A 21,061-nucleotide genomic window follows, 5' to 3' on the forward strand; every position below is an offset into this window, starting at 1 on the left:
GCGCACTACGACTTCTGCAACGCGTACCGTCCGGCCCCCGTCACGGCAAGTAACAGTAGCCCGCCCATGATGCTGAGGTTCTTGTAGAACTGAACCATATTGGCGGTCTGCATGGCGCCTTCGACGTTCCAGAACGTATGGGCGATCAGCGCAGTGCCCAGCACGAAAAGCGCCATCAACAGCGCCAGCGGTCGGGTCCAGAAGCCGATCAACAGGGCAATCCCCACGCCAAATTCCATGACGACAGCGATGGCGGCCGCTACTACCGGCATGGGCGCACCGACCGTCCCCATGTAGCCGACGGTGCCCTGGAAGCCGGTAAGCTTGCCCCAGCCGGAAATCAAGAACAGCAGCATCATCAGCACACGACCGAGCAAGATCAACTCGTCGCGCCAGCGTTGAATGAATGCGTCCATAGCAGCCTCCGGAGCCGGTCTTGGTGCTTCAAGTCTAGGCGCTGGATTTGCCAAGTGTGGTTTCGAGCGCATCGAGTACCGCCTGGATCACACGGTGCCGCACATGCTCTTTCCGCTCGATCATGCCGACCGTGCGTACCGGTGTTTGCGGCGGCATGGGCAGCACGCGCAGGGCCGGATCGCTCTCCCAGCTTGCGCGGCGCAGGCGGGGCACCAGCGTCACCCCCACTTGCTGGCGCACCAGCTCGACAATCGCCTCGATTGAATTGACCTCGATGAACTCGTTGACTGCCATGTGCGTCTTGCGGAGGGCGCGGTCGATGAGCGCACCCGTGCGCACCGCGCGGTCGAAGCGCAGGAAGGGATGCATGCGCAAAACTTCCTCAGCGCGGCCACGCGTATGGCGGCCCGCCACGACTACCAGCGGCTCGGTATAGAGCGGGTGCCACGCAAGGTTGGCAGGCAGGCGCTCAAGATGTTCGACCACCAGCGCGCCATCCAGCTCGCCCGCCTCCACCTGCTCCGCCAGTTCGCCCGATTTGCCGGTGATGAGCTTGACGTCCAGCCCTTTGTGCACCTGCTTGAGCCCTGCAACCGCATGTGCCAACGACCCCATCACCGACACGACCGCGCCGATTGCCACGGCGCCGGACAACTCCGTCTGGGGTTCGTCGCCGATGCGCATGGCGTCGTACAGGCCCAGCAGATGCTCGGCTTGCGGCAGCAGCGCGCGGCCGTGCGCATTGAGCGTGACGGTGCGTCCAGACCGGTCGAACAGATCGCGGCGCAGTTCGGTTTCGAGCGCACGCATCTGCAGGCTCACCGCGGCCTGCGTCAGTGCTACGCGCTCGGCGGCGGCGGCAAACGAGCCGTGGCGAGCCACGGCAACAAAGGTGCGGAGAAAGCGGACGGTACTCACGGAAGGGTCCGGTAGAATCTCAAGTTTCTTTTAAGCTGAATCCAATGAATTTTAACTTTATTAAATCGAGCGCACCGCAAATAATCGTTCGTCAGACCTTCCCGTTTATTCGCGCTTAAGCCCATGTCCCACCGCTTCGATTGGCAGAATCCGTATCCCACCGTCCGCATTCCGCTGTTTGCGCGCAATGTTGTGTCGACGTCCCACCCGCTGGCCGCACAGGCGGGGCTGCGCATGCTGCTCGCAGGCGGCAGTGCCGTCGATGCGGCCATCGCGGCGGCGGCCATGCTCACCGTGGTCGAGCCCGTCTCGTGCGGCCTCGGCAGCGATGCATTCGCAATCCTCTGGGACGGCAAGGAACTGCACGGCTTGAACGCCTCCGGCACCGCGCCGCAGGCATGGAACCTCGATTACTTCCGCAAGAAATACGGCGAAGATGCCAACGGCAACCCCAAGCGCCCCACACGCGGCTGGGACGCGGTGACCGTGCCCGGCGCCATCTCCGCGTGGGCTGCGTTGCACGAACGCTTCGGCAAGCTGCCGTTTGCCGATGTGCTGGAACCCGCCGCCGAGATTGCCGAGCGCGGCCACACCATCGCGCCCATCGTTGCGCACAAGTGGGCAGCGGCCATTCCGGAGCTGCACAACCAGCCCGGCTACGCGCAGGCCTTCATGCCGCACGGCCGCGCGCCGGAAGTGGGCGAAAAATTCAAACTGCCCGACGCAGCCGCTACGCTGCGCCGCCTCGGCCAGACCAACGGCCGTGATTTCTACGAAGGCGAACTCGCCGAGCGCATCGCCGCCTATTCGCGCGAATGCGGCGGCGGCATGACCGCACAAGACCTGCGCGACTATCGCCCCGAATGGGTAAAGCCGATCACCAAGCGCTACCGCGGCTACGACGTGCACGAAATCCCGCCGAACGGCCAGGGCATCGCCGCGCTCATCGCGCTCGGCATTCTGGATCGCTTCGATCTTGGCGCCCTGCCCGTCGACTCGGCAGACTCGCAGCATCTGCAGATTGAAGCGATGAAGCTGGCGTTTGCCGATCTCTACCAATACGTGGCCGACCCGCGCTCGATGGAAGTCACGCCCGAGCAGATGCTCGACGACGCGTACCTCGATGCACGCGCCAAGCTCATCGACATGGGCCGCGCGCAGATCCCAACCTTCGGCATGCCGCGCGCCGGCGGCACGGTGTACCTGACCGCCGCCGACGAGAACGGCATGATGGTCTCGTTCATCCAGTCCAACTACATGGGCTTCGGCTCGGGCGTGGTGGTGCCGGGCACCGGCATCAGCCTGCAGAATCGCGGCTTCGGTTTTTCGATGGACGCGCGCTCGGCCAACGTGGTGGAAGGCGGCAAGCGGCCATTCCACACCATCATCCCGGCGTTCCTGACCAAGGACGGCCAGCCGCAGATGAGCTTTGGCGTGATGGGCGGCGACATGCAGCCGCAAGGCCACCTGCAGACGCTCGTGCGCATGCTCGATTACAAGCAGCAGCCGCAGGCCGCGTGCGATGCACCGCGCTGGAAGGTCAACCGCGATTTCACGCTGGACGTGGAAGGCACGATGAACGCCAAGACCGTCGCCGCGCTGGAAGCACGCGGGCACAAGCTCGAATCGGTGGCCGATCCGTACATGGATTTCGGCTCTGGCCAGTTCATCTGGCGCCTGTCGGACGATGCCGACCACGGCTACGTGGCCGCCAGCGACAGCCGCCGCGACGGCCACGCAGTAGGCTTCTAAAGAAGCCCCGCTGCACCAGCGCGCTGACCCGTCGGACCGGGCGGGCGACGCGCTGCGGTTCCCATAAAAAACGATCCCGGCCGGCACCAAAGGAACCCTCACCATGACCGCACCTTCTGCGGCAGGCGCTGCTGCACCCGCTCGCCCTGCAACCACAAGTGCAGCCCACGCGCGCCGCATCGTCATTTCGTCGTCGATCGGCAACGCGCTCGAGTGGTACGACTTTCTCGTCTACGGCTTCTTCGCGTCCATCATCGGCAAGCTGTTCTTTCCGGCCGATGACGAATGGGTCTCGCTGCTGTTTGCGGTGGGAAGCTTTGGCGTGTCGTTCATCACGCGGCCGGTCGGTGCGATCGTGCTTGGCATGTATGCCGACAAGAAGGGGCGCAAGGCCGCACTGACGCTGTCGATCCTGCTGATGATCATCGGGACGCTGGCGATTGCCGTGATGCCGAGCTATCGGCAGATCGGCATCGTCGCTCCCGTCACCATCCTGCTTGCCCGCCTGGTGCAGGGCTTTGCGGTGGGTGGAGAATTCGGCAGCGCGACGGCCTTCATGGTCGAGCACAGCACGCGCGGGCGCGGTTACTACGCCAGCTGGCAATTCGCCAGCCAGGGCATTGCGACCATTCTGGCGGCGGGGCTCGGCGCGCTGCTCACGGCATCGCTCTCGCCGGCCGATCTGGAAGGCTGGGGCTGGCGCTTGCCGTTCATCTTCGGCCTGCTGGTCGGCCCGGTCGGTTTCTACATCCGCCGCCATCTGGACGAGACGCCCGAGTTCGTTGCCGAGCAGAAGAAGACGACCATCGACCCGCAGGCTTCATTCAAAGCGCAATGGACCAACCTGCTGCTAGCGGTGGGCGTGGTGGCGCAGTCGACGGTGTCGGTCTATGTGCTGCAGCTCTACATGCCCACGTACGCCGTCAAGCAACTGCACCTGCCGGCGGCGCAGTCATTTGCGGTGGTCGTGCTCAATGGCGGGCTCCAGTTTCTGCTCTCGCCGGTGATGGGCGCGCTGTCGGATCGCATTGGCCGCATCCGCATCATGCTTACCACATCGGCGCTGATGATCCTGCTGATCTACCCGATGTTTGCACTGTTGCGCGCGTATCCGACCATCGGTGCACTGCTTGCGCTACAAGCCGTGTCGGGCATCTTCAAAGCAGCGTATTCGGGCCCGATGCCGGCGTTGATGTCGGAGATTTTTCCCACGCGCGTGCGCTCGACCGGCCTGTCGCTCGGCTACAGCCTGGGCGTAACGCTGTTCGGTGGATTCGCGCCGTTCATCGTCACGTGGTTGATCCACACCACGGGCGATACGCTGGCGCCGAGCTACTACGTGCTGACAGCAGCCGCGGTGAGCGGCGTCTCGCTGACGATCATCGCGCTGCGTCGTCGCAGGCAAGTGCACGCTGGCTGAGCATTTACACTTTCTTTACGGAGCGTCACACCCCTTTTTCACGCTTTTTACGAGCGAATCGATACGGTGTCGTCATGTTCAACGACATGGCGACGCGGGTCGTCGCCACCTTCCATCATGGCGCGATCGATGCTCCTGTCTTCGCTGGTTCCGCAATTGCTGCCGCCTTCTCCGGCGGCGGTACCTCGCCAGGTTGCTCTGCCGGCACAACAGCACGTGTGTCTGTGCGTGACCGTGCCCGGTGACACACCGCATGCGGTTCGGCGGCAGATGCACGCATTGCTTGGCGACGCGCTCGGGCTGTACATCGTGCGGCATGACGCGCGCCGCAAAGCGGTCACCGTGGATCTCGAACTGGCTCACGCAGATGTGGATGCGGTAATCGACGCGCTGCTGCATGGCTTGCCGCGCGCCACGCTGGGCCGCATTACGCCGCTGCGCACGTCGCACAGGCGCGCGCATGCTGTGCTGCATTGAGGCGTGCCATGTTCTCAGGAATCTGGATTCCGCTGGTCACGCCGTTCCATCATGGACAGGTCGACACCGCCGCACTGCGGCAACTGGTACGCCATTACGAGGGCGCCGGTGTGTCGGGCTTCGTGGCGCTGGGCACGACCGGTGAAGCCGCGCTGCTCTCGCAGATCGAGCGCTACACCGTTTTGGAAACCATCGCGGACGCTTGCGGCGAGCGCACGCCGTTTCTGATCGGCGTCGGCGCGACGGATACACGCGACGTATGCGCGCAGATCCGTCACTACGAGCGGTGGAACAGCGCCGGCTACCTCGTGCCCCCGCCGTATTACGTCTGCCCTTCGCAAGCGGGATTGCACTGGCACTACGCACACGTGGCGGCCAGCACGGCCCGCCCCGTGGTGCTCTACAACGTGCCCAAGCGCACAGGTGTCTCGATCACGCCCGATACCGCGCTGGCGCTGGCTGAACAGCCCAACATCATCGCCATCAAGGAATGTGTGGCTGGGCATTTCGGCGCGCTGCAGGATGGGCCGCTGGATGTGCTGAGCGGCGATGACAGCGCGCTGCTCGATTGCCTCGCACATGGCGGCACGGGAGGCATCCTGGCCGGCGCGCATCTGCGGCCGGAATTGTTCGTGGCGCTGGTCGCACACCATCGCGCCGGCCGCATCGACGAGGCCAAACGGCTGGCTGACGCACTGGCACCGCTGGCTGCGCTGCTGTTCGCAGAACCGAACCCGGCGCCGGTCAAGGCGTTGTTGTCAGCGGAAGGACGCATCGGCCCGGACACACGCGCGCCGATTCTGCCGGTGTCGGAGTCGTTGCACCGCCGCCTGCTGGCAGCGATGCGCGCGTTGGAAGATGTCGAAGCGGATTGCCGGTTACGACTGGCCTAGGTGTAGGGAGGACGGATCAGGCGCCCTTGTACCAGGCTGCGTTGAACGGCGCGCTATGGTGCACGTAGCGCGTGCTGCGGTGACGACGGCGGGTGCTGGCCGGGGCGGGCGCCTCGTTTTCCTCCACCGTCTCGCGTTCGGCCACGGTGCGGGCGCGGGGCTGCTGCACTTGCGAGTAGACGCGTTGCTCCATCCGGTCGCGCGCGGCCGCAACCCGATCGGGTGATGCAGGTTGCGTGGCTGCTTCCGTGGGCGCGGGTGCCGCAGTCGACGCCGGCGCAGCGGCGTTGGCGGTACCGGTCGCCATGGCCACGCTCATCGCATCGCCGGCCTGCTCGGCCGTCGGTGTGTGGCTGGCGAGGCTCTTCACCCAGGGTGCGTGGTACATCCCCACGTAAATCGCACCCGTCACGGCAATCAACGCAGCGGCCACGCTGCTGAATGCGCCGCCTAACACGACACCCGACACGCGTTCCCACCACGGCTTGGGCCCGGCTGCAGCCTGTTCCACGTCCGACACCTCAGTCGGATCAACATGGGTAGCGGCCAGATGCGACGGCTCCGTGGCGACGGGGGGTTGAGCAGTGATCGAAGCGGGCAAGCGCATGGTGAGAACTCGACATCATGGAGCGGCAGCGTCATCTTCTGCCGATCGTTATTCGGGAACCGCCGCATGTCATATGTGTGACAGCCGGACGGGGGATGAGCAGCCTTGGTTAGCAAGTTTCTTGCCGGCTTTGGTGCAGCGCCGCAAATTCCCGCGAGCCCTTGCCGCTCCTTGCATCTGTGCTGCACGCAGACGATTCGGCAGCGCGGCGGCATGCCCGTATGTACGCACAGCAGGTAGACTTTGCAAAGTTTACCGGGTGTGACATCCGGCTTGACCCTGCCTACTCGCCTCACCGGACTTAAGGAGAACATCGTGCGTTGGGATGACATGCGCGAAAGCGACAACGTGGAGGATGAGCGCGCATCCTCGGGCGGCGGCTTTGGCGGCGGCGGCATGCGGCTGGGCATCGGCGGCATCGCAATCGTCGCCGTGGTGGGCTTGCTGATGGGCAAGAACCCGCTGGAGATCCTCGGCATGGTGATGCAGGTTTCGCAGAATGCACCGACGCAATCCGCGCCGCACAGCCCAGCCCGGCCGACCGGGGAAACCGACAACGACCGCAGCAAGCAATTGGTTTCGCACGTGCTCGGCGACACCGAAGACACGTGGACGCAGCTGTTCAAGCAAGCCGGCCGCGCGTATCAGCCGCCCAAGCTCGTGCTGTTCCGCCAGGGCATCCGCTCGGGCTGCGGCGACGCTACCTCGGCCGTCGGACCGTTCTATTGCCCGGCTGACACGAAGGTCTACCTCGACCTCGGCTTTTTCGACGAACTGCGCCGCAAGTTCGGCGCGCCCGGCGACTTTGCCGCCGCGTACGTCGTCGCGCACGAGGTGGGCCACCATGTGCAGAATCTGTTGGGCGTGTCAGAGAAGGTCAGCCGTGCGCAGGCCGGCAAATCGCAGGCCGGGGCGAACGCGCTGTCGGTCAGGCTGGAGCTGCAGGCCGATTGCCTGGCCGGCGTGTGGGGCCACTTTGCGCAGCAACGCGGTCTGCTCGAGCGCGGCGACCTGGAGCAGGCGCTGACCGCAGCGCACGCCATCGGCGACGACACGCTGCAGCGCAACGCCGGCCGCAGCGTCACGCCCGACGCCTTCACGCACGGCACGTCCGAACAGCGCATGCACTGGTTCCGCCAGGGCTTCGACAGCGGCGATATTCGCCAGTGCGACACCTTCCGCGCCGGGGCCGACGCCTGATCGCCCAGTCAGCGCCCGCCCGCGCAATCCAGCAGCGCGCCGGTCACGTAAGACGCCGCATCGGAGAGCAGCCAGACAATGGTCTCGGCCACTTCCTGCGGCGTGCCGGGGCGGCCGATCGGCGTGGCGCTGCCCAGGCGCTGAGCGCGATCGGGCTGGCCGCCTGAGGCGTGGATATCGGTCTCGATCAGACCGGGACGGACCGCATTGACGCGCACGCCATCGCGCCCGAGTTCACGCGCCAATCCCAGCGTCATGGTGTCGACGGCGCCCTTGGAGGCGGCGTAGTCGACATATTCGTGCGGCGACCCCAGCCGCGACGCTGCCGACGACACGTTCACCACTGAACCGCCCACGCCGCCGCGCGACGTCGACAGGCGTCGCGCCGCCTCGCGCGCCACCAGAAAGGCGCCCAGCACGTTGGTCTCGAACATCGTGCGCAGCCGGTGGGTTGTCATGTCGGCCACGTCCTGGGCCTCGGCGACGATGCCGGCGTTGTTGACCACGCCGTGCAGCGCGCCAAAGCGTCCGGCCGCCGCTTCGAACAGGGCAATCACATCCTCGTCGCTCGACACATCGCCCTGCACGGCCAGCGCATGGCCGCCGGCCTGCTCGATGAGCCCCACCGTCTCTTCCGCCGCCTGCCGATTGCCCCGATATTGCAGCGCGACAGACCACCCGCGTTGCGCACACAGCACCGCCGTGGCGCGACCGATACCCCGGCTCCCGCCGGTAATGACGATGGTCTTGGACATGCCGTCTCCCGATGTGTTGTTGTGTTCGCAATTGTGCCGAGATGCCGATGTTTTGGCATCGAGGGATGTGTCCGAATCCGGCGAACTCCTGCGACTCGACAGGGCTAGACTAGCTGCCGGCTTCCCCGATCACCACCATGCATCTCGACCACAACGCCTGCTACCACGCCGTGCAGTCGCGCGATCGCCGCTTCGACGGCTGGTTCTTCGTCGGTGTGACATCCACCGGCGTATATTGCCGCCCGGTTTGCGCGGTCCGCACGCCGCTGGAGAAGAACTGCCGCTTCTTCACCACGGCCGCCGCCGCCGAGCGCGCGGGTTTTCGGCCGTGCCTGCGCTGCAGGCCGGAACTGGCACCGGGCCACAGCCTGGCGGAAATGTCGTCCAACCTTGCACGGGCCGCCGCCCGCATGATCGACGAGGGCTTTCTGCAAGAGCACGACCTGGCCGCACTGGCCGCAGCCGTGGGCGTGACCGACCGCCACCTGCGCCGCATCTTCCGCGCCGAGTTCGACGTCTCGCCCATCGAATATGCGCAAACCCAGCGTCTGCTGCTCGCCAAACGGCTGCTGACCGATACCGCCATGCCCGTCGGCGATGTTGCCTTTGCAGCCGGTTTCGGGAGCGTCCGACGGCTGAACAGCGGCTTTAGCGAGCATTACGGCTTTGCTCCTACGCGCCTGCGTTCGCGCACGACGGCGCCCCGCGCCGAAGACGGCCCCACGCTCATGCTCGGCTACCGGCCGCCGTTTGCGTGGGACGCCTTGCTTGCGTTTCTGCAGGCACGTGCAGTCGATGGCGTCGAGGTGGTCGACGCTGACAGCTACGCCCGCACAATTGCCGTCGACTACGGCGGCATGCGGCACATCGGCTGGCTGCACGCGCGCAATGTGCCGCAACGCCACGCAGTGGCGCTCACTTTGTCGCCCAGCCTGCTGCACGCCATGCCGCCGGTGCTGGCACGCGCGCGGCGGCTGTTCGACCTCGATTGCCGGCCGGATCTGGTCGACGCGCACCTCGGCACGCTGGCTGCCGAGACGCCCGGCCTGCGCGTGCCGGGCGCCGTGGACGGCTTCGAGATTGCCGTGCGCGCCATCGCCGGGCAGGTCATTTCGTTGGCGCAGGCGCGGCGCATTCTTTCGCGCATGACTGCCGCGTATGGCGTGCCATTGCAGCAATCGCGCGAAGGGCTGTTGGCGGCGTTCCCGAGCGCGGCTGCACTGGCGAACATCGACGCGCAGGCGCTGTCCGCGCAGACCGGTCTGCAGGCCAGCCGCGCTGCCGCCGTCGTCGAACTTGCCCGCGCCATCTTCTGCGGCAGGCTGCGGCTCGAACCCCTGGTGCCGCTCGCCCCTACGCTGGCTGCCCTGCAAGCGCTGCCCGGTGTGGGCGAATGGACTGCGCAATACGTTGCCATGCGGGCGCTGAGCTGGCCGAACGCGTTTCCGCTGGGCGACTACGTCTTGCGCAAACGCCTTGCTGACGCCGACGGTACGTTGCCCGGGCGCCGCGCCATGATCGAGCGTGCCGAGCCCTGGGCGCCGTGGCGCGCGTATGCCGCCATGCATCTCTGGCACTGCGAGGTTGCGCTCCCCCAACCTGTATCGCATTGAAGAATCGACCGCCATGTACCGCCATATCTTTGCGTGCCCGCTCGGCGATCTGCTTTTGACCGCCACCGAGACTCACCTGACCGGCGCATTCTTTCCAGGCCAGAAAACGATTCCGATGAGCGCCGCGCGGATGTTGCCGGGCGCGGACATCCCGATCATCCGGGAGGCGCAGGCACAGTTCACGGCGTACTTTGCCGGCAAGCTGCACGACTTCGACCTGCCGATGGCCCCTGAGGGCACGCCGTTCCAGCAAGACGTCTGGCACTTGCTGTGCGGCATCGCATTCGGCAATCGCACCACCTACGGCCAGATCACCGCGCGCCTCGGACTTACCCGCGAGCATGCGCGCGCGGTCGGCACAGCCGTGGGCCGCAACCCGATCTCGATTGCCATCCCGTGCCACCGCGTGGTCGGCGCGGACGGCGCGCTCACAGGCTATGCCGGCGGGTTGCCACGCAAGGCCGCGCTGCTGCGGATGGAAGGGCACCCCGCGCAGGTTGGCGAACGCCTGCCCATGCCCGGCGACGGCCGGCAAGGCTTGCTGGCGTTGCTGCCTGCATAAAAACCAAATCGCGCGGACAATGCGCGCACAACATCCCAACAACGATAACGAGACCCCATGCGCCGCTCCGATGTGCTTGAACTCCTCACCCTCGCTGCCCTGTGGGGCGGCTCTTTCCTGTTCATGCGCGTTGCCGCGCCGCCCTTCGGACCGGTTGCGCTCATTGCGTTGCGGGTGGCCATCGCCTCGTGCTTCCTCGTCCCGACGCTGGCCTTGCGCGGCGGCATGGGCGCACTGCGCACGCACTGGCCGCATCTGCTGGCGGTGGGCGTGCTGAATTCGGCCATCCCGTTCTGCCTGTTTGCCTATGCCGAACTGACACTCACGGCGGGGTTCACCTCGGTGCTCAACGCTGCGGCCCCGCTGTTTGCGGCCATCGTCGCCTTCACCTGGCTGGGAGAAAGGATGTCGTCGCTGCGCGTGCTGGGATTGGCGATCGGCTTTGTCGGCGTGATCGTGCTGGTCGGCGGGTCGTCTGTCATCGACGCAAAACAGGGCGGCGTGGCCGTGGCGGCCGCGCTGGCCGCCACCGTGCTGTATGGCGTCGCCAGCAGCTACACCAAGCGTTTCCTGACCGGCGTGCCGCCGCTGGCCGTGGCGACCGGCAGCCAATTGGCCGCCGCCATCGTACTTGCACCGCTGGCCTACTGGCTGTGGCCGGCGCAAACGCCCACCGGCGGCGTGTGGCTGCACGTCATCGCGCTGGGCATTGCGTGCACGGGCGTCGCCTACATCCTCTTCTTCCGCCTTGTTGCGCATGTGGGCCCGACGCGCGCGGTGTCGGTCACTTTCCTGATCCCGGTATTCGGTGTGCTATGGGGCATCCTGTTTCTGGGCGAGCAACTGACGTTGAACATGGTGATTGGCTGCGCCGTGATCCTGCTGGGGACGTCGCTGTCGACCGGCGTGTTCGCACCCGGCAAAAAAGCAGCTGCAAATGGCACCACCCCAGCAAGCGATAAAGATTCGCTCTTGCGTTCGGGCCGCTGAATGGCCAATGAGCGCCCCGGCTGTCCGGGGCGCAATAGCTTGCTCAAAGTCCACTTGAAGCCGACGCTTAATTGCTCGGCTAAATTCATGGGCAATGCCGTTATTTCCTCTCCCCCTCGCGCATTGCGACGGACTTAATTCCACCATTTGTAATGAATGCCACGCCAGCGCCATCGCTCTGAAATTTATTCAATGGCCTGGGCATTGACTCCGCAGCGAGTATTAAAAAATCTGCAAAACTGAAGTAGATGCCTGAAACATCGACCAATGCGCACTCGATCTTAGCAATCCGATAATCCGATTTGAGAAAATTGCATCATCGAAATCGGATATCTCCGCGCGATGCGAAGATTTTCTTTGTTATGCTCGCCCTCGGTCGATGAGGGGCGTGCAAGGGAATGGCGCATTGACTGCAAAACCGCCAAATTCCCGATTGCCGGCGGGTTCTCCGCTGCACAGCCGACTACGCACGCTCCATCAAATACGTTGGATACGCGCATGCTGGACGTCTACCTGAACAAGCATCTGATCGGTCAGCTATCGTGCGGCCGCAGCGGTTGGGCGTTCGAATACGATGCACGCTGGCAGACTTCTTCGCAGGGCTTCGATCTGAGCCCGCACCTGCCGCGGGGCGCCGGCATGATCGCCGACACGGCAAAAGCCCAGCCGGTACGCCACTTCTTTGAATACCTGCTGCCGGAAGCGGCGCGCAGCACGCCCAAGGCGGCGGCCGCGGCGCTAGAACATCTCGCACAAGCAGCGCCGCATCTGGATGGCCCGCTGGCCCTGGTGCCCAGCGGCCTCAAGCCATGCAGCGGCCGCGCCGACGGGCTGTCCGAACGCGATCTGGTGCTGCAGTTCCAGCAAACCGTTGGGCGCCCGCCCCGCAGCACGCCGCTGCGCGCGGCGGAACCTCGCGCACGCTACGGCACCGATGCTGCTGAAGCACCCGAAGAAATCAGCCTGCCCTTCCTGGCTTCGAATGGCCTGCCTGTATCCATGTGGTTGGGCCGGTTTTCCGCGCCGGCCAATGCCGCGCAATCGAGCCATTTCGTCCGGTTGGATCTCGGCGAAGGCGCGCACCTTCCTTACGCCACCATCAATCACTGCTGGGCCACGCTGCTGGGCCGCAGCATCGGTCTAGACACGCCGTTCATCGGGCTGCGCCAATTTCCGGAAACTGCCGCCGTGGTGCAGCGCCTCGATCGCACGCTGCGCTGCAAGAGCGACGACACCGCGCTGGTGCAGGCGCGCTATGTCGTCTCGGCGGTGCAATTGCTGGGGCTCTCGCCCAAGCACCGCTTCCTGCCGATCACCGTCGAGCAGGTCGCAGAATGCGCAAGCCTGTGCGCGGATCCGGCGTCTGCAACCGCCGCGCTGTTCCGCTGGATGGTGTTCTGCCTGTTGATCGGCGGCCGCAATGCCTCGGCCGGCACACTGCATTTCCACGTCGGTGCGGACGGCATCCGCCTCGCCGCGCACGATCACCTGTTCTGTGCGGCGGTCTACGCCAACGAATGGAATGCCGATGAACTCTCGCCGGACGCGCACGCCCGCTACGACGCCATCGACCAAGACGCGCTGCTCGCCCTGGCCGATCACCTTGGCTACGACGCCAGCCAGGCGCGCCGCGAGCTGCTGCGTCTGATCAGCATGCTGGCGCCGCAGTCGTCATTCGTGGCGACACATCTCTCGCAGGCGTTGGGACATTCACCGACGCGCGCAGCGGAGATCGACTTCCTCGCGCGCATCCACCGCCATGTGTCCGAGACGGCACGGCGGCTGGGCGGCAAGACGGCGGAAGTCTGACGCTGAAACGCGCGCCCATCGCAGGCGCTTAAAGCGCCGCCAGACTGACCGAGCCGTAGCGGGCGTAACCGTGCGCTGCCAGCGTATCCATGGCCTCGGCTTCGGCGCGGGCAAATGTCAGCGCAAGCGTATCGGGGCTTCCGGCGCCGCTGGCAAAGGCCTGGTACGCCGCGAATGCCTCGCGCGGTGGCACACCACTGCGCTCGAGCACCCGCTGCGCGGCTTCCAGCGCCGCACGAATCGCCGTCTCCCCGGGCGGGGCATCGCGAAACGCTAGCTGTAGACAGGACGTCGTCGGATTCATCCGCGTTTCGATGTTCGATTCACTGGAACAGCACACCTGACCCAGTCTAGGAAAGCGCCTATCGAGTGCCAAGCGTGACGCTCATCCCTGAGCGGTCGTTTCCGTGTGCCGTCTGGTTCGCAAGGGTCGAATTGGGGATGCCCCCGGGTGCACATGCTCTGAATCACGTTGCATAATCGAATCGATTGACCAAGCAACGACTTTAGCGGCGCCACCACAACGACAGGAGACAACATGATCACGCCACCCATCCGTTTGAAACGTACTGCGCTTGCCTGGCTGCTGGCCGGTGCTGCCTTGCCGGCATTCGCACAGATTCCGTTCAGCCCCGGCGGTGCATCGTCCGCGCCAGCACAGGCTGCACCCGCGGCGGGCGGGATCGACGTGGCGCAGATCAAGCCTGCGGTGGACGCGGCGGTCAATGCCGAATATGGGGAGCTCGACCTGCTCTACAAAGACATCCACGCGCACCCGGAACTGGCGTTTCAGGAAACGCGCACGGCAGCCAAGCTAGCGGAGCAGATGCGCACGATCGGCTTTGCCGTGACGGAGCATGTCGGCAAGACCGGCGTGGTGGCGGTCTATCGCAATGGCGCCGGCCCGACGATCCTGGTGCGCACCGAACTCGATGCGCTGCCGATGGAGGAGAAAACCGGCCTGCCCTACGCCAGCCACGTCCACACGAAATGGCGCGGCGAAGACGTGGGCGTCGCGCATAGCTGCGGGCACGACCTGCACATGGCGTCGTGGGTGGGCACGGCGAAGACGCTGGTGTCGCTCAAGGATCGCTGGCACGGGACGCTCGTGTTCGTCGCACAGCCTGCCGAAGAAACCGTATCGGGCGCACAGAGCATGATCGACGACGGCTTCTTCAAGCGCTTCCCCAAGCCCGACTATGCGTTTGCGCTGCACACGGGCCCGGGGCCGTACGGTTCGATCGTCTTCAACAGCGGCCCGATCACGTCGAACTCCGACGGGTTGGAAATTACGTTCAAAGGTCGTGGCGGGCACGGCTCTGCACCAGACAAGACGATTGACCCGGTGATGATGGCGGCGCGCTTCGTGGTCGACCTGCAAAGCGTGATCAGCCGCGAGAAGGATCCGCAGGAATTTGGCGTGGTGAGCATCGGCGCCATCCAGGGCGGCAGCGCTGAGAACATCATCCCGGACAGCGTGCTGCTGCGCGGGACGATCCGTTCGTACAAGCCGGCGGTGCGCCAGAAGATGCTCGACGGTATCCGGCGCACGGCCAAGGCCGTCACCGAGATGTCGGGCGCGCCGGACGCCGATATCAAGATCACCGAAGGCGGCAAGGCGGTCAACAACGACCCGACCGTGGTCGCGCGCACCGAGGCGATGTTCAAGACCGCCTTCGGCAACGACCGCGTGCTGCGCGTGCCGCCCATCACGGCCAGCGAAGATTTCTCGGCGTTTGTTGACGCGGGCATCCCGTCAATGTTCTTCTTCATCGGCGTGAACGATCCGCAGACATTCTTCGCCTCGCTCAAGCCGGGTGCCAAGCCGCTGCCGACCAATCATTCTCCGCTGTTCGCACCGGTGCCCGAACCGTCCATCAAGACGGGCGTGACGGCGATGTCGCTGGCAGTGCTCAATGCACTGCAATGGAACAAGGCGTCGGGCCAGTAAGCCGGCGTTGAGAGGGGCGCGGCCCGCCTGGTCACCGGGCGGCCGCGCCTTTTTGATTTTTCAGGAGGGGTTTCCATGTTCCACCGTTTCATCCGCACCAGCAGCGCCCTGCTGCTGTGCGCCTGTGCCGCGGCTCCCGCCCTGTCGCAAACCGCGCCAGCCACCAACCGTCTCGACGAAATCATCGCGCGCGGTACGCTCCGCGTCGGCACCACCGGCGACTACAAGCCGTTCACTTACAAGAATCCTGCCGATGGCCGCTTTATCGGCCTGGATGTCGAGATGGGGGAACGTCTGGCCAAGGCACTCGGCGTGAAGCTGGAAATCGTTCCAACCACGTGGTCGACGCTGATGCAGGACTTTGCGGCTGACCGCTACGACATCGCCATGAGCGGGGTGTCGGTCACGCTGGAGCGGCAGAAGAAGGCGTTCTATTCGATTCCGTATCAACGCGACGGCAAGACGCCGATCACGCGTTGCGAGAACCAGTCGAAATATCAGACGCTGGCGCAGATCGATCAGCCGAACGTGCGTGCCGTGGTCAACCCGGGCGGCACCAACGAGAAATTCGCGCGCGAACATCTGAAGCAGGCGCAGATTCGCGTGTATCCGGACAACGTGACCATCTTCAACGAGATCGTCGCCGGCCGCGCAGACCTGATGATGACTGACGCGGTCGAAACCAAGCTGCAGCAGAAGCTGCACCCGGAGCTGTGTGCCGTGCACCCGGAAGCGCCATTCGATTTTTCGGAGAAGGCCTACCTGCTGCCCCGCGACGTCGTGTTCAAGAACTTCGTCGACCAATGGCTGCGGCAGACGACCGAGAGCGGTGAATTCGCCAAGCGCTTTGATGCATGGCTGGCGTATCCGTGGAGTACACCGGCCAAGTAAGCGGCCTGAGCAGCGCTAGGCTCGTGCGGTGTGGCGCCCCTTGCCGCACCGCCCATCAGCAGCGCGAGGTACACGCCATTCAGCTGCGCGCCGTGGGGCCAGACCGTGCCGGCGCGGTCCTCGCATACACCGCCGTGGCGGCCAGCGGGCTGGTCCTGGCCGCCATGCTGGCGAGGCTGGCCAGTGCGCCTTGCAGCCTTCCGCGGCGCTCGGGCGAAACCGCTGGCAAGCTCAGTGAAGGCTGGTCCGATCGCCGTGTTGCAGAGCCAGCGCATCGCGCAGCAGTGCGTCGGTCATGTCACGCCCCAGGAGCGCCGGGTCGAAGCGCGCAGAAAAGCGCGTTGAGCATGACTCGACTTGCAGCACGACCTGGCCCGGCGGCAGCAGTTCAATGTCGACGTGGATGACCTCGTCGTCTTCGGTAAAGGAATGCAGCAGCGTCAGCGCACGGTAGCCGTCGGCGCGCTCTACGGCGGCCTCCGTCCAGGACGGCGCCAGCAGCGCGCAATTGACCAGCGTTTCGGGCTCGTCAGGGCGATACAGGTGGAGCCCCATCATCGTCGAGGCGGCATCGGCCACGCTGGACCATTCGGCCGCCGGAATCAGGTCGCCCAGCAGGCGGATGTCGTCGACGGCGGCGTCGGTCTGCACGAAGGCAGCACCCAAGAAGAACGCGGTCTCGTCGCGGAAACCACCCGCCACTGTGTTGCGCCACAGGCGGTGGCTGCTCTTGCTGCCAAGTGCCACCTGCGACAGCACCTTGGCCGCACGCGCGCCGTCGGCGCCCGACCACTGCTCCACCGCGCCGTGCGAGAACAGGCGATCGGCCATCACCAAGCCCACGCCCTCGGGCAACACGCGCTCTTTCAGCCACCCAGCCAGCACGTGCACACCGCTGAACGGCATGTCCGGACGCCCGATCGCATGCGCGCGCACACGGCCGTTTTCCGGCACGTGGAACGGCATGGCAAACAGCCTCGCCTGATAAGCGACGCCGTCAATCAAAAAACGGGCGATGGACGCGGTGGTGATGGACATGGTGACCTTCCTGCTGCAAGGGGCGGAAAACGCCGCCCGTACCTGCATCAACGACCATCCACGCCGAATGTTTAGCCGCCGCAAGGGGGGCTGACGGCAGGGGAATCCCCAAGGCTGTAACGCGACGCAACAATCCGCGCACATGAAGACAGGAATTTTTTGCCGCCGCCGTCGTCAGACCTTCGCATTAAGGGTTATCCCGCATGCCATATTCCCGTGTCAATTCAATGACTTATGTGCAGATTGCGGTGCTCGAACAGTCACAATTGTTCTTGATTTTTGAACAAAGAGTTTAATAGAACTGCTTTTTTACTGTTCGAGCAACGACTAAGCTTATGCCATCGCGTTACCGCACCGCAGCGAAAACTGCCCTGCGGCAATGCTCACCCCCCTGTTGTGGAGTCCATCATGAAGACCAAGAACCTGATTCTCGCCTCGCTGATCGCTGTTGCCGCAATTCCGGCCTTCGCTGCCGGCGTGCAAAACAAGGACCCGTACACCAACGGCCAGGCCGTGACGAAGGCTGACCCGTATACGGATGGCGCCCGCAAGGCAGACGTCTACACCGACGGCGCCGTGCGCAAGGCTGACCCGTACACGGATGGCGCGCTGCGCAAGGCCGATCCGTACACCGATGGCGCCCTGGTCGGCAAGGCTGACCCGTTCACCGACGGCCAATAAGTCGTCGATCGGCTGACCGTATCACCCTGTATCTCTCTCCCTCCCCGATGCCGGAGCCCGCGTTGGCACCGGCACCGGCTTACTGAGGCGGCCTTTCCGGCCGCTTTTTTTTCGCCTACACCCGCAGACCTCACTTGGCGAGCCCGGACTTTTCCCCCTCAAGGCTGCGGCCGCCTGTCCGATAGAAGAGAATGCATTCGTTGGCGGGACGCCTTTACTTGGACCCGTTGCGCAAAAACGTGCCCTCCCCGCCACGGCCCGATCTCTGAACATCAACATGCGCAAGCGCATCGCTATCGAACACCTGCGGGTGGGCATGTACCTCGACGAATTCGTCGGCTCCTGGCTGGAACACCCGTTCTGGCGGGCCCGTTTTCGCGTGGAAGATGCCGCCCAATTGCAACGCCTGCGTGCCAGCGGCGTGCGCGAGGTGTGGATCGACACCACGCGCGGCACCGACGTGGCCGCCGCCAACGCGGCACCTCCGGCCCCCGAAATGCCGGTGCCACCGGCCTGCTCCGCCGACGCCCACATTGCGCCCCGCCCCATCACGCATGCGGAAGAAATGCGCCGTGCCGCTCGCCTCATCAGTAAGGCGGAGGTCGCCGTCCAGGCTATGTTTGCCGATGCTCGCATGGGCCGCACGATCGAAGCGCGCGATGCACTGCCATTGGTGGAAGCCATTTCAGGCTCCGTCGACCGCCACCCGAGCGCGCTGACCAGCCTGGTGCGCCTGAAAGCGAAAGATCGCTACACGTTCCTGCATTCGGTAGCCGTGTGCGCGCTCATGGTGTCGCTTGGCCGTCAGCTAGGGCTGTCGGATGACGAAGTCCGCGATGCGGGCCTCGCCGGCCTGTTGCATGACATCGGCAAGATCGCGATTCCGCCCGAGGTGTTGAACAAGCCCGGTGCACTGACCGACGCTGAATTCCGCCACGTGATCGTCCACCCGCAGGCGGGCCACGACATCCTGACGGGCGACAGCAGCATGCGCGACATCGCGCTCGACGTCTGCCTGCACCACCACGAGCGCATGGACGGCACCGGCTATCCGCACAAGCTGGCTGGCGAAGGCATCTCGCTGTTCGCGCGCATGGGCGCCATCTGCGACGTGTATGACGCGGTCACGTCCGACCGCCCGTACAAGAAAGCGTGGGAAGCCGCCTACGCGGTGCAGCGCATGGTCGAATGGCGCGGCAACCATTTCGACCCGATGGTGTTCAACGCCTTCGTCAAGAGCGTGGGCATCTATCCGGTGGGTTCGCTCGTCCGGCTGCGCTCGGGCCGGCTGGCGGTGGTCATGCAGCATGCGCCGGGCGCCTTGCTCACGCCCACGGTCAAGGTATTCTTCTCGATATCGTCGGGCACGCGGGTTGCGCCCGAACTCATCGACCTGGCGCAGACCGGCGACCAGATCGCCTCGCGAGAGGAACCCCGCGACTGGGGCCTGACCGACCTCAACGAACTTTGGATACACGGCGACTGATCCGTCATCCCTTTCTCCGGCGCCTGATGTCATGTCTTGCGCTGGGCTGGCTGGCGTGCAGCGCATCGGCCTTTGCCGAGCCCCCTCTGCGCATCGGCTCCAAGCGCTTCACGGAGTCGTACGTGTTGGGCGAAATCCTCACGCAGACCGCAACCCCGCGTGGCCCCGCCGAACACGTACCCGGCCTGGGCAACACCGCCATCGTCTTTGCCGCGCTCAAGAACGGCAGCATCGACGTCTATCCGGATTACCTCGGCACCATCGCCGCCGAAATCCTCCACTTGCCCGCCGAGCAGGCGGCCAATCCCAATCAAGCCGCGCTGCTGGCCGACGTCAACCGCGGCCTGGCGCCGATGGGCCTGGCGGCCGGCGTGCCGCTGGGCTTTGAAGACACCTACGCGCTGGCCATGCGTGACGCCGATGCCGAGCGCGAGCACATCCGCACGCTGGCCGACCTGGCCACACATCCGTCGCTGCGGCCTGGCCTGTCGCACGAATTTCTCGGCCGCGCCGACGGCTGGCCGGCGATTGTCGAACGCTACAAGCTGCCGCAACGCCCGACAGGCCTCGACCACGGCGTTGCCTATGACGCGCTGCGCGCCAGCCAGGTCGACGTGATCGACATCTACTCCACCGACGCAAAGATCCGCCGCGAACACCTTCTGGTGCTCGACGATCCCGCGCACGTCTTCCCGCGCTACGACGCCGTGTTGCTTTACCGCGCCGACGTTGCGCAGCGGCATCCGGCGCAATGGCAGGCGATCAGCGCGCTGACCGGGCGCATCGGGCGCGACGACATGGTGGCGATGAACGCGGCGGTCGAACTCGAAGGCCAGTCGTTCTCGCAAGCTGCGCAGCAGTTTCTCGCCGGGCATGGCAACGTGCTGGCCGCGACACCGGCTCGCGCGTTCTTCGGCCGGCTGACGGACGGCCTGGGGCGCCTCACGCAGCGTCATCTGATGCTGGTGGGTATCTCGACCGGCGTTGCCGTGCTGCTCGGCGTGCCGCTGGGCCTCATGGCAGCGCGTCGCCGGATCAAGCAGCCAATCCTTGCCGTCGTGGGCGTGTTGCAGACGATTCCGTCGCTGGCACTGCTGGCGATGCTCATCCCCGTCGTCGGGTCGATTGGCGTCGTACCGGCCCTGATTGCGCTGGCGGTCTATGCGCTGTTGCCCATCGTGCGCAACACCATCGTTGGGCTGGAACAGGTACCCGACGGCCTGCGCGATGCGGCATTGGCGCTGGGACTTACGCCGTCGCAACGCACCCGCGTGGTGGATCTGCCGCTGGCGCTGCCGGTCATCCTCGCCGGCGTCAAAACCGCCGCGGTCATCAGTGTGGGCACGGCGACCATCGCTGCGTTCATCGGCGCCGGCGGCTATGGCGAGCGCATCGCGACCGGGCTCGCGCTGAACGACAGCGCAACGCTGCTCGCAGGCGCCATCCCCGCAGCAGTGCTGGCGCTGCTCGTGCAGGCCGCGTTCGAGCTGGCCGAATGGTGGCTGCGCCGGCGCAGCGGCAGCACCCCACCGCGCTAACGAGCACGCGCGCGGGCGTTCCATTACCATCGCGGTCATTCCAGCCGCCCAGCACGCCCCGCT

Annotated in this window: 20 protein-coding genes; 14 read left to right on the plus strand and 6 right to left on the minus strand. The window is 65.4% G+C overall.

The features are described from left to right. Positions 1-5: 5 nt before the first annotated feature. Positions 6-416, minus strand: a complete 411-nt coding sequence (locus AAHM38_RS07965; RefSeq protein ID WP_012762716.1) for a DoxX family protein — start codon at positions 414-416, stop codon at positions 6-8. A gap of 34 nt (positions 417-450) precedes the next feature. Further along, positions 451-1,335: a LysR family transcriptional regulator gene (locus AAHM38_RS07970; RefSeq protein ID WP_116575484.1), complete on the minus strand. Its 885-nt coding sequence runs from the start codon at positions 1,333-1,335 to the stop codon at positions 451-453. Between the two features lie 123 nt (positions 1,336-1,458). Between AAHM38_RS07970 and AAHM38_RS07975 the strand changes: the two genes are divergently transcribed. From AAHM38_RS07975 to dapA, 4 genes are all read left to right on the plus strand, one after another. After that, entirely contained in the window at positions 1,459-3,087 is a 1,629-nt protein-coding gene (locus AAHM38_RS07975) for a gamma-glutamyltransferase family protein (RefSeq protein WP_116575485.1), read from the plus strand. A 103-nt stretch (positions 3,088-3,190) separates the two neighbouring features. Next, complete coding sequence (locus AAHM38_RS07980) at positions 3,191-4,507, plus strand: MFS transporter (protein ID WP_116575486.1); 1,317 nt, start codon at positions 3,191-3,193, stop codon at positions 4,505-4,507. Between the two features lie 129 nt (positions 4,508-4,636). Then, the gene (locus tag AAHM38_RS07985) at positions 4,637-4,984 is read left to right on the plus strand and encodes a hypothetical protein (protein WP_116575517.1); all 348 of its coding nucleotides are present in this window, start codon (positions 4,637-4,639) and stop codon (positions 4,982-4,984) included. Between the two features lie 8 nt (positions 4,985-4,992). Continuing rightward, positions 4,993-5,877, plus strand: coding sequence for a 4-hydroxy-tetrahydrodipicolinate synthase (gene dapA / locus AAHM38_RS07990; protein WP_116575487.1), 885 nt, complete (start codon positions 4,993-4,995; stop codon positions 5,875-5,877). A gap of 16 nt (positions 5,878-5,893) precedes the next feature. On the opposite strand, the gene AAHM38_RS07995 is transcribed toward dapA, so the two are convergent. Further along, positions 5,894-6,484 carry a hypothetical protein gene (locus AAHM38_RS07995; RefSeq protein WP_116575488.1) on the minus strand — a complete coding sequence of 197 codons (591 nt, stop codon included), beginning with the start codon at positions 6,482-6,484 and terminating at the stop codon, positions 5,894-5,896. 315 nt (positions 6,485-6,799) lie between these two features. Between AAHM38_RS07995 and ypfJ the strand changes: the two genes are divergently transcribed. Further along, positions 6,800-7,684, plus strand: a complete 885-nt coding sequence (ypfJ, locus tag AAHM38_RS08000; RefSeq protein WP_116575489.1) for a KPN_02809 family neutral zinc metallopeptidase — start codon at positions 6,800-6,802, stop codon at positions 7,682-7,684. Between the two features lie 8 nt (positions 7,685-7,692). Here the strand turns inward: ypfJ and AAHM38_RS08005 are convergent, their stop codons facing one another. Further along, complete coding sequence (locus AAHM38_RS08005; protein ID WP_012762724.1) at positions 7,693-8,439, minus strand: SDR family oxidoreductase; 747 nt, start codon at positions 8,437-8,439, stop codon at positions 7,693-7,695. Positions 8,440-8,576: 137 nt separating this feature from the next. Here AAHM38_RS08005 and AAHM38_RS08010 point away from each other — a divergent pair, with 137 nt between their 5' ends. The 4 genes from AAHM38_RS08010 to AAHM38_RS08025 all read left to right on the plus strand — a co-directional run bounded on the left by AAHM38_RS08010 (position 8,577) and on the right by AAHM38_RS08025 (position 13,413). Next, a complete protein-coding gene (locus tag AAHM38_RS08010; RefSeq protein ID WP_116575490.1) occupies positions 8,577-10,052 on the plus strand; it encodes a DNA-3-methyladenine glycosylase 2 family protein in 1,476 nt (491 codons plus the stop codon). A gap of 13 nt (positions 10,053-10,065) precedes the next feature. Continuing rightward, on the plus strand, positions 10,066-10,614 hold the full coding sequence (locus AAHM38_RS08015) for a methylated-DNA--[protein]-cysteine S-methyltransferase (protein ID WP_116575518.1): 549 nt from the start codon (positions 10,066-10,068) through the stop codon (positions 10,612-10,614). Between the two features lie 57 nt (positions 10,615-10,671). Beyond that, complete coding sequence (locus AAHM38_RS08020; RefSeq protein WP_116575491.1) at positions 10,672-11,604, plus strand: DMT family transporter; 933 nt, start codon at positions 10,672-10,674, stop codon at positions 11,602-11,604. Positions 11,605-12,102: 498 nt separating this feature from the next. Further along, a complete protein-coding gene (locus tag AAHM38_RS08025) occupies positions 12,103-13,413 on the plus strand; it encodes a HipA N-terminal domain-containing protein (protein ID WP_116575492.1) in 1,311 nt (436 codons plus the stop codon). A 28-nt stretch (positions 13,414-13,441) separates the two neighbouring features. Here the strand turns inward: AAHM38_RS08025 and AAHM38_RS08030 are convergent, their stop codons facing one another. Next, a complete protein-coding gene (locus tag AAHM38_RS08030; RefSeq protein WP_012762729.1) occupies positions 13,442-13,717 on the minus strand; it encodes a hypothetical protein in 276 nt (91 codons plus the stop codon). Positions 13,718-13,951: 234 nt separating this feature from the next. On the opposite strand from AAHM38_RS08030, the gene AAHM38_RS08035 reads away from it, so the two are divergent. Further along, positions 13,952-15,364: a M20 family metallopeptidase gene (locus AAHM38_RS08035; protein ID WP_116575493.1), complete on the plus strand. Its 1,413-nt coding sequence runs from the start codon at positions 13,952-13,954 to the stop codon at positions 15,362-15,364. 75 nt (positions 15,365-15,439) lie between these two features. Continuing rightward, positions 15,440-16,255, plus strand: a complete 816-nt coding sequence (locus AAHM38_RS08040) for a transporter substrate-binding domain-containing protein (protein ID WP_009241346.1) — start codon at positions 15,440-15,442, stop codon at positions 16,253-16,255. 231 nt (positions 16,256-16,486) lie between these two features. On the opposite strand, the gene AAHM38_RS08045 is transcribed toward AAHM38_RS08040, so the two are convergent. Beyond that, the gene (locus tag AAHM38_RS08045) at positions 16,487-17,293 is read right to left on the minus strand and encodes a hypothetical protein (protein WP_012762731.1); all 807 of its coding nucleotides are present in this window, start codon (positions 17,291-17,293) and stop codon (positions 16,487-16,489) included. Between the two features lie 408 nt (positions 17,294-17,701). On the opposite strand from AAHM38_RS08045, the gene AAHM38_RS08050 reads away from it, so the two are divergent. From AAHM38_RS08050 to AAHM38_RS08060, 3 genes are all read left to right on the plus strand, one after another. Next, the gene (locus AAHM38_RS08050; RefSeq protein WP_009241349.1) at positions 17,702-17,974 is read left to right on the plus strand and encodes a hypothetical protein; all 273 of its coding nucleotides are present in this window, start codon (positions 17,702-17,704) and stop codon (positions 17,972-17,974) included. 277 nt (positions 17,975-18,251) lie between these two features. Further along, positions 18,252-19,460 carry an HD-GYP domain-containing protein gene (locus tag AAHM38_RS08055; protein WP_116575494.1) on the plus strand — a complete coding sequence of 403 codons (1,209 nt, stop codon included), beginning with the start codon at positions 18,252-18,254 and terminating at the stop codon, positions 19,458-19,460. Further along, the gene (locus tag AAHM38_RS08060; protein ID WP_116575495.1) at positions 19,442-20,998 is read left to right on the plus strand and encodes an ABC transporter permease/substrate-binding protein; all 1,557 of its coding nucleotides are present in this window, start codon (positions 19,442-19,444) and stop codon (positions 20,996-20,998) included. Before AAHM38_RS08055 ends, AAHM38_RS08060 begins: the two co-directional genes overlap by 19 nt. Positions 20,999-21,061 lie beyond the last annotated feature (63 nt).

This window comes from Ralstonia sp. OTU4908, assembly GCF_038440115.1.
GTDB lineage: Bacteria > Pseudomonadota > Gammaproteobacteria > Burkholderiales > Burkholderiaceae > Ralstonia > Ralstonia pickettii.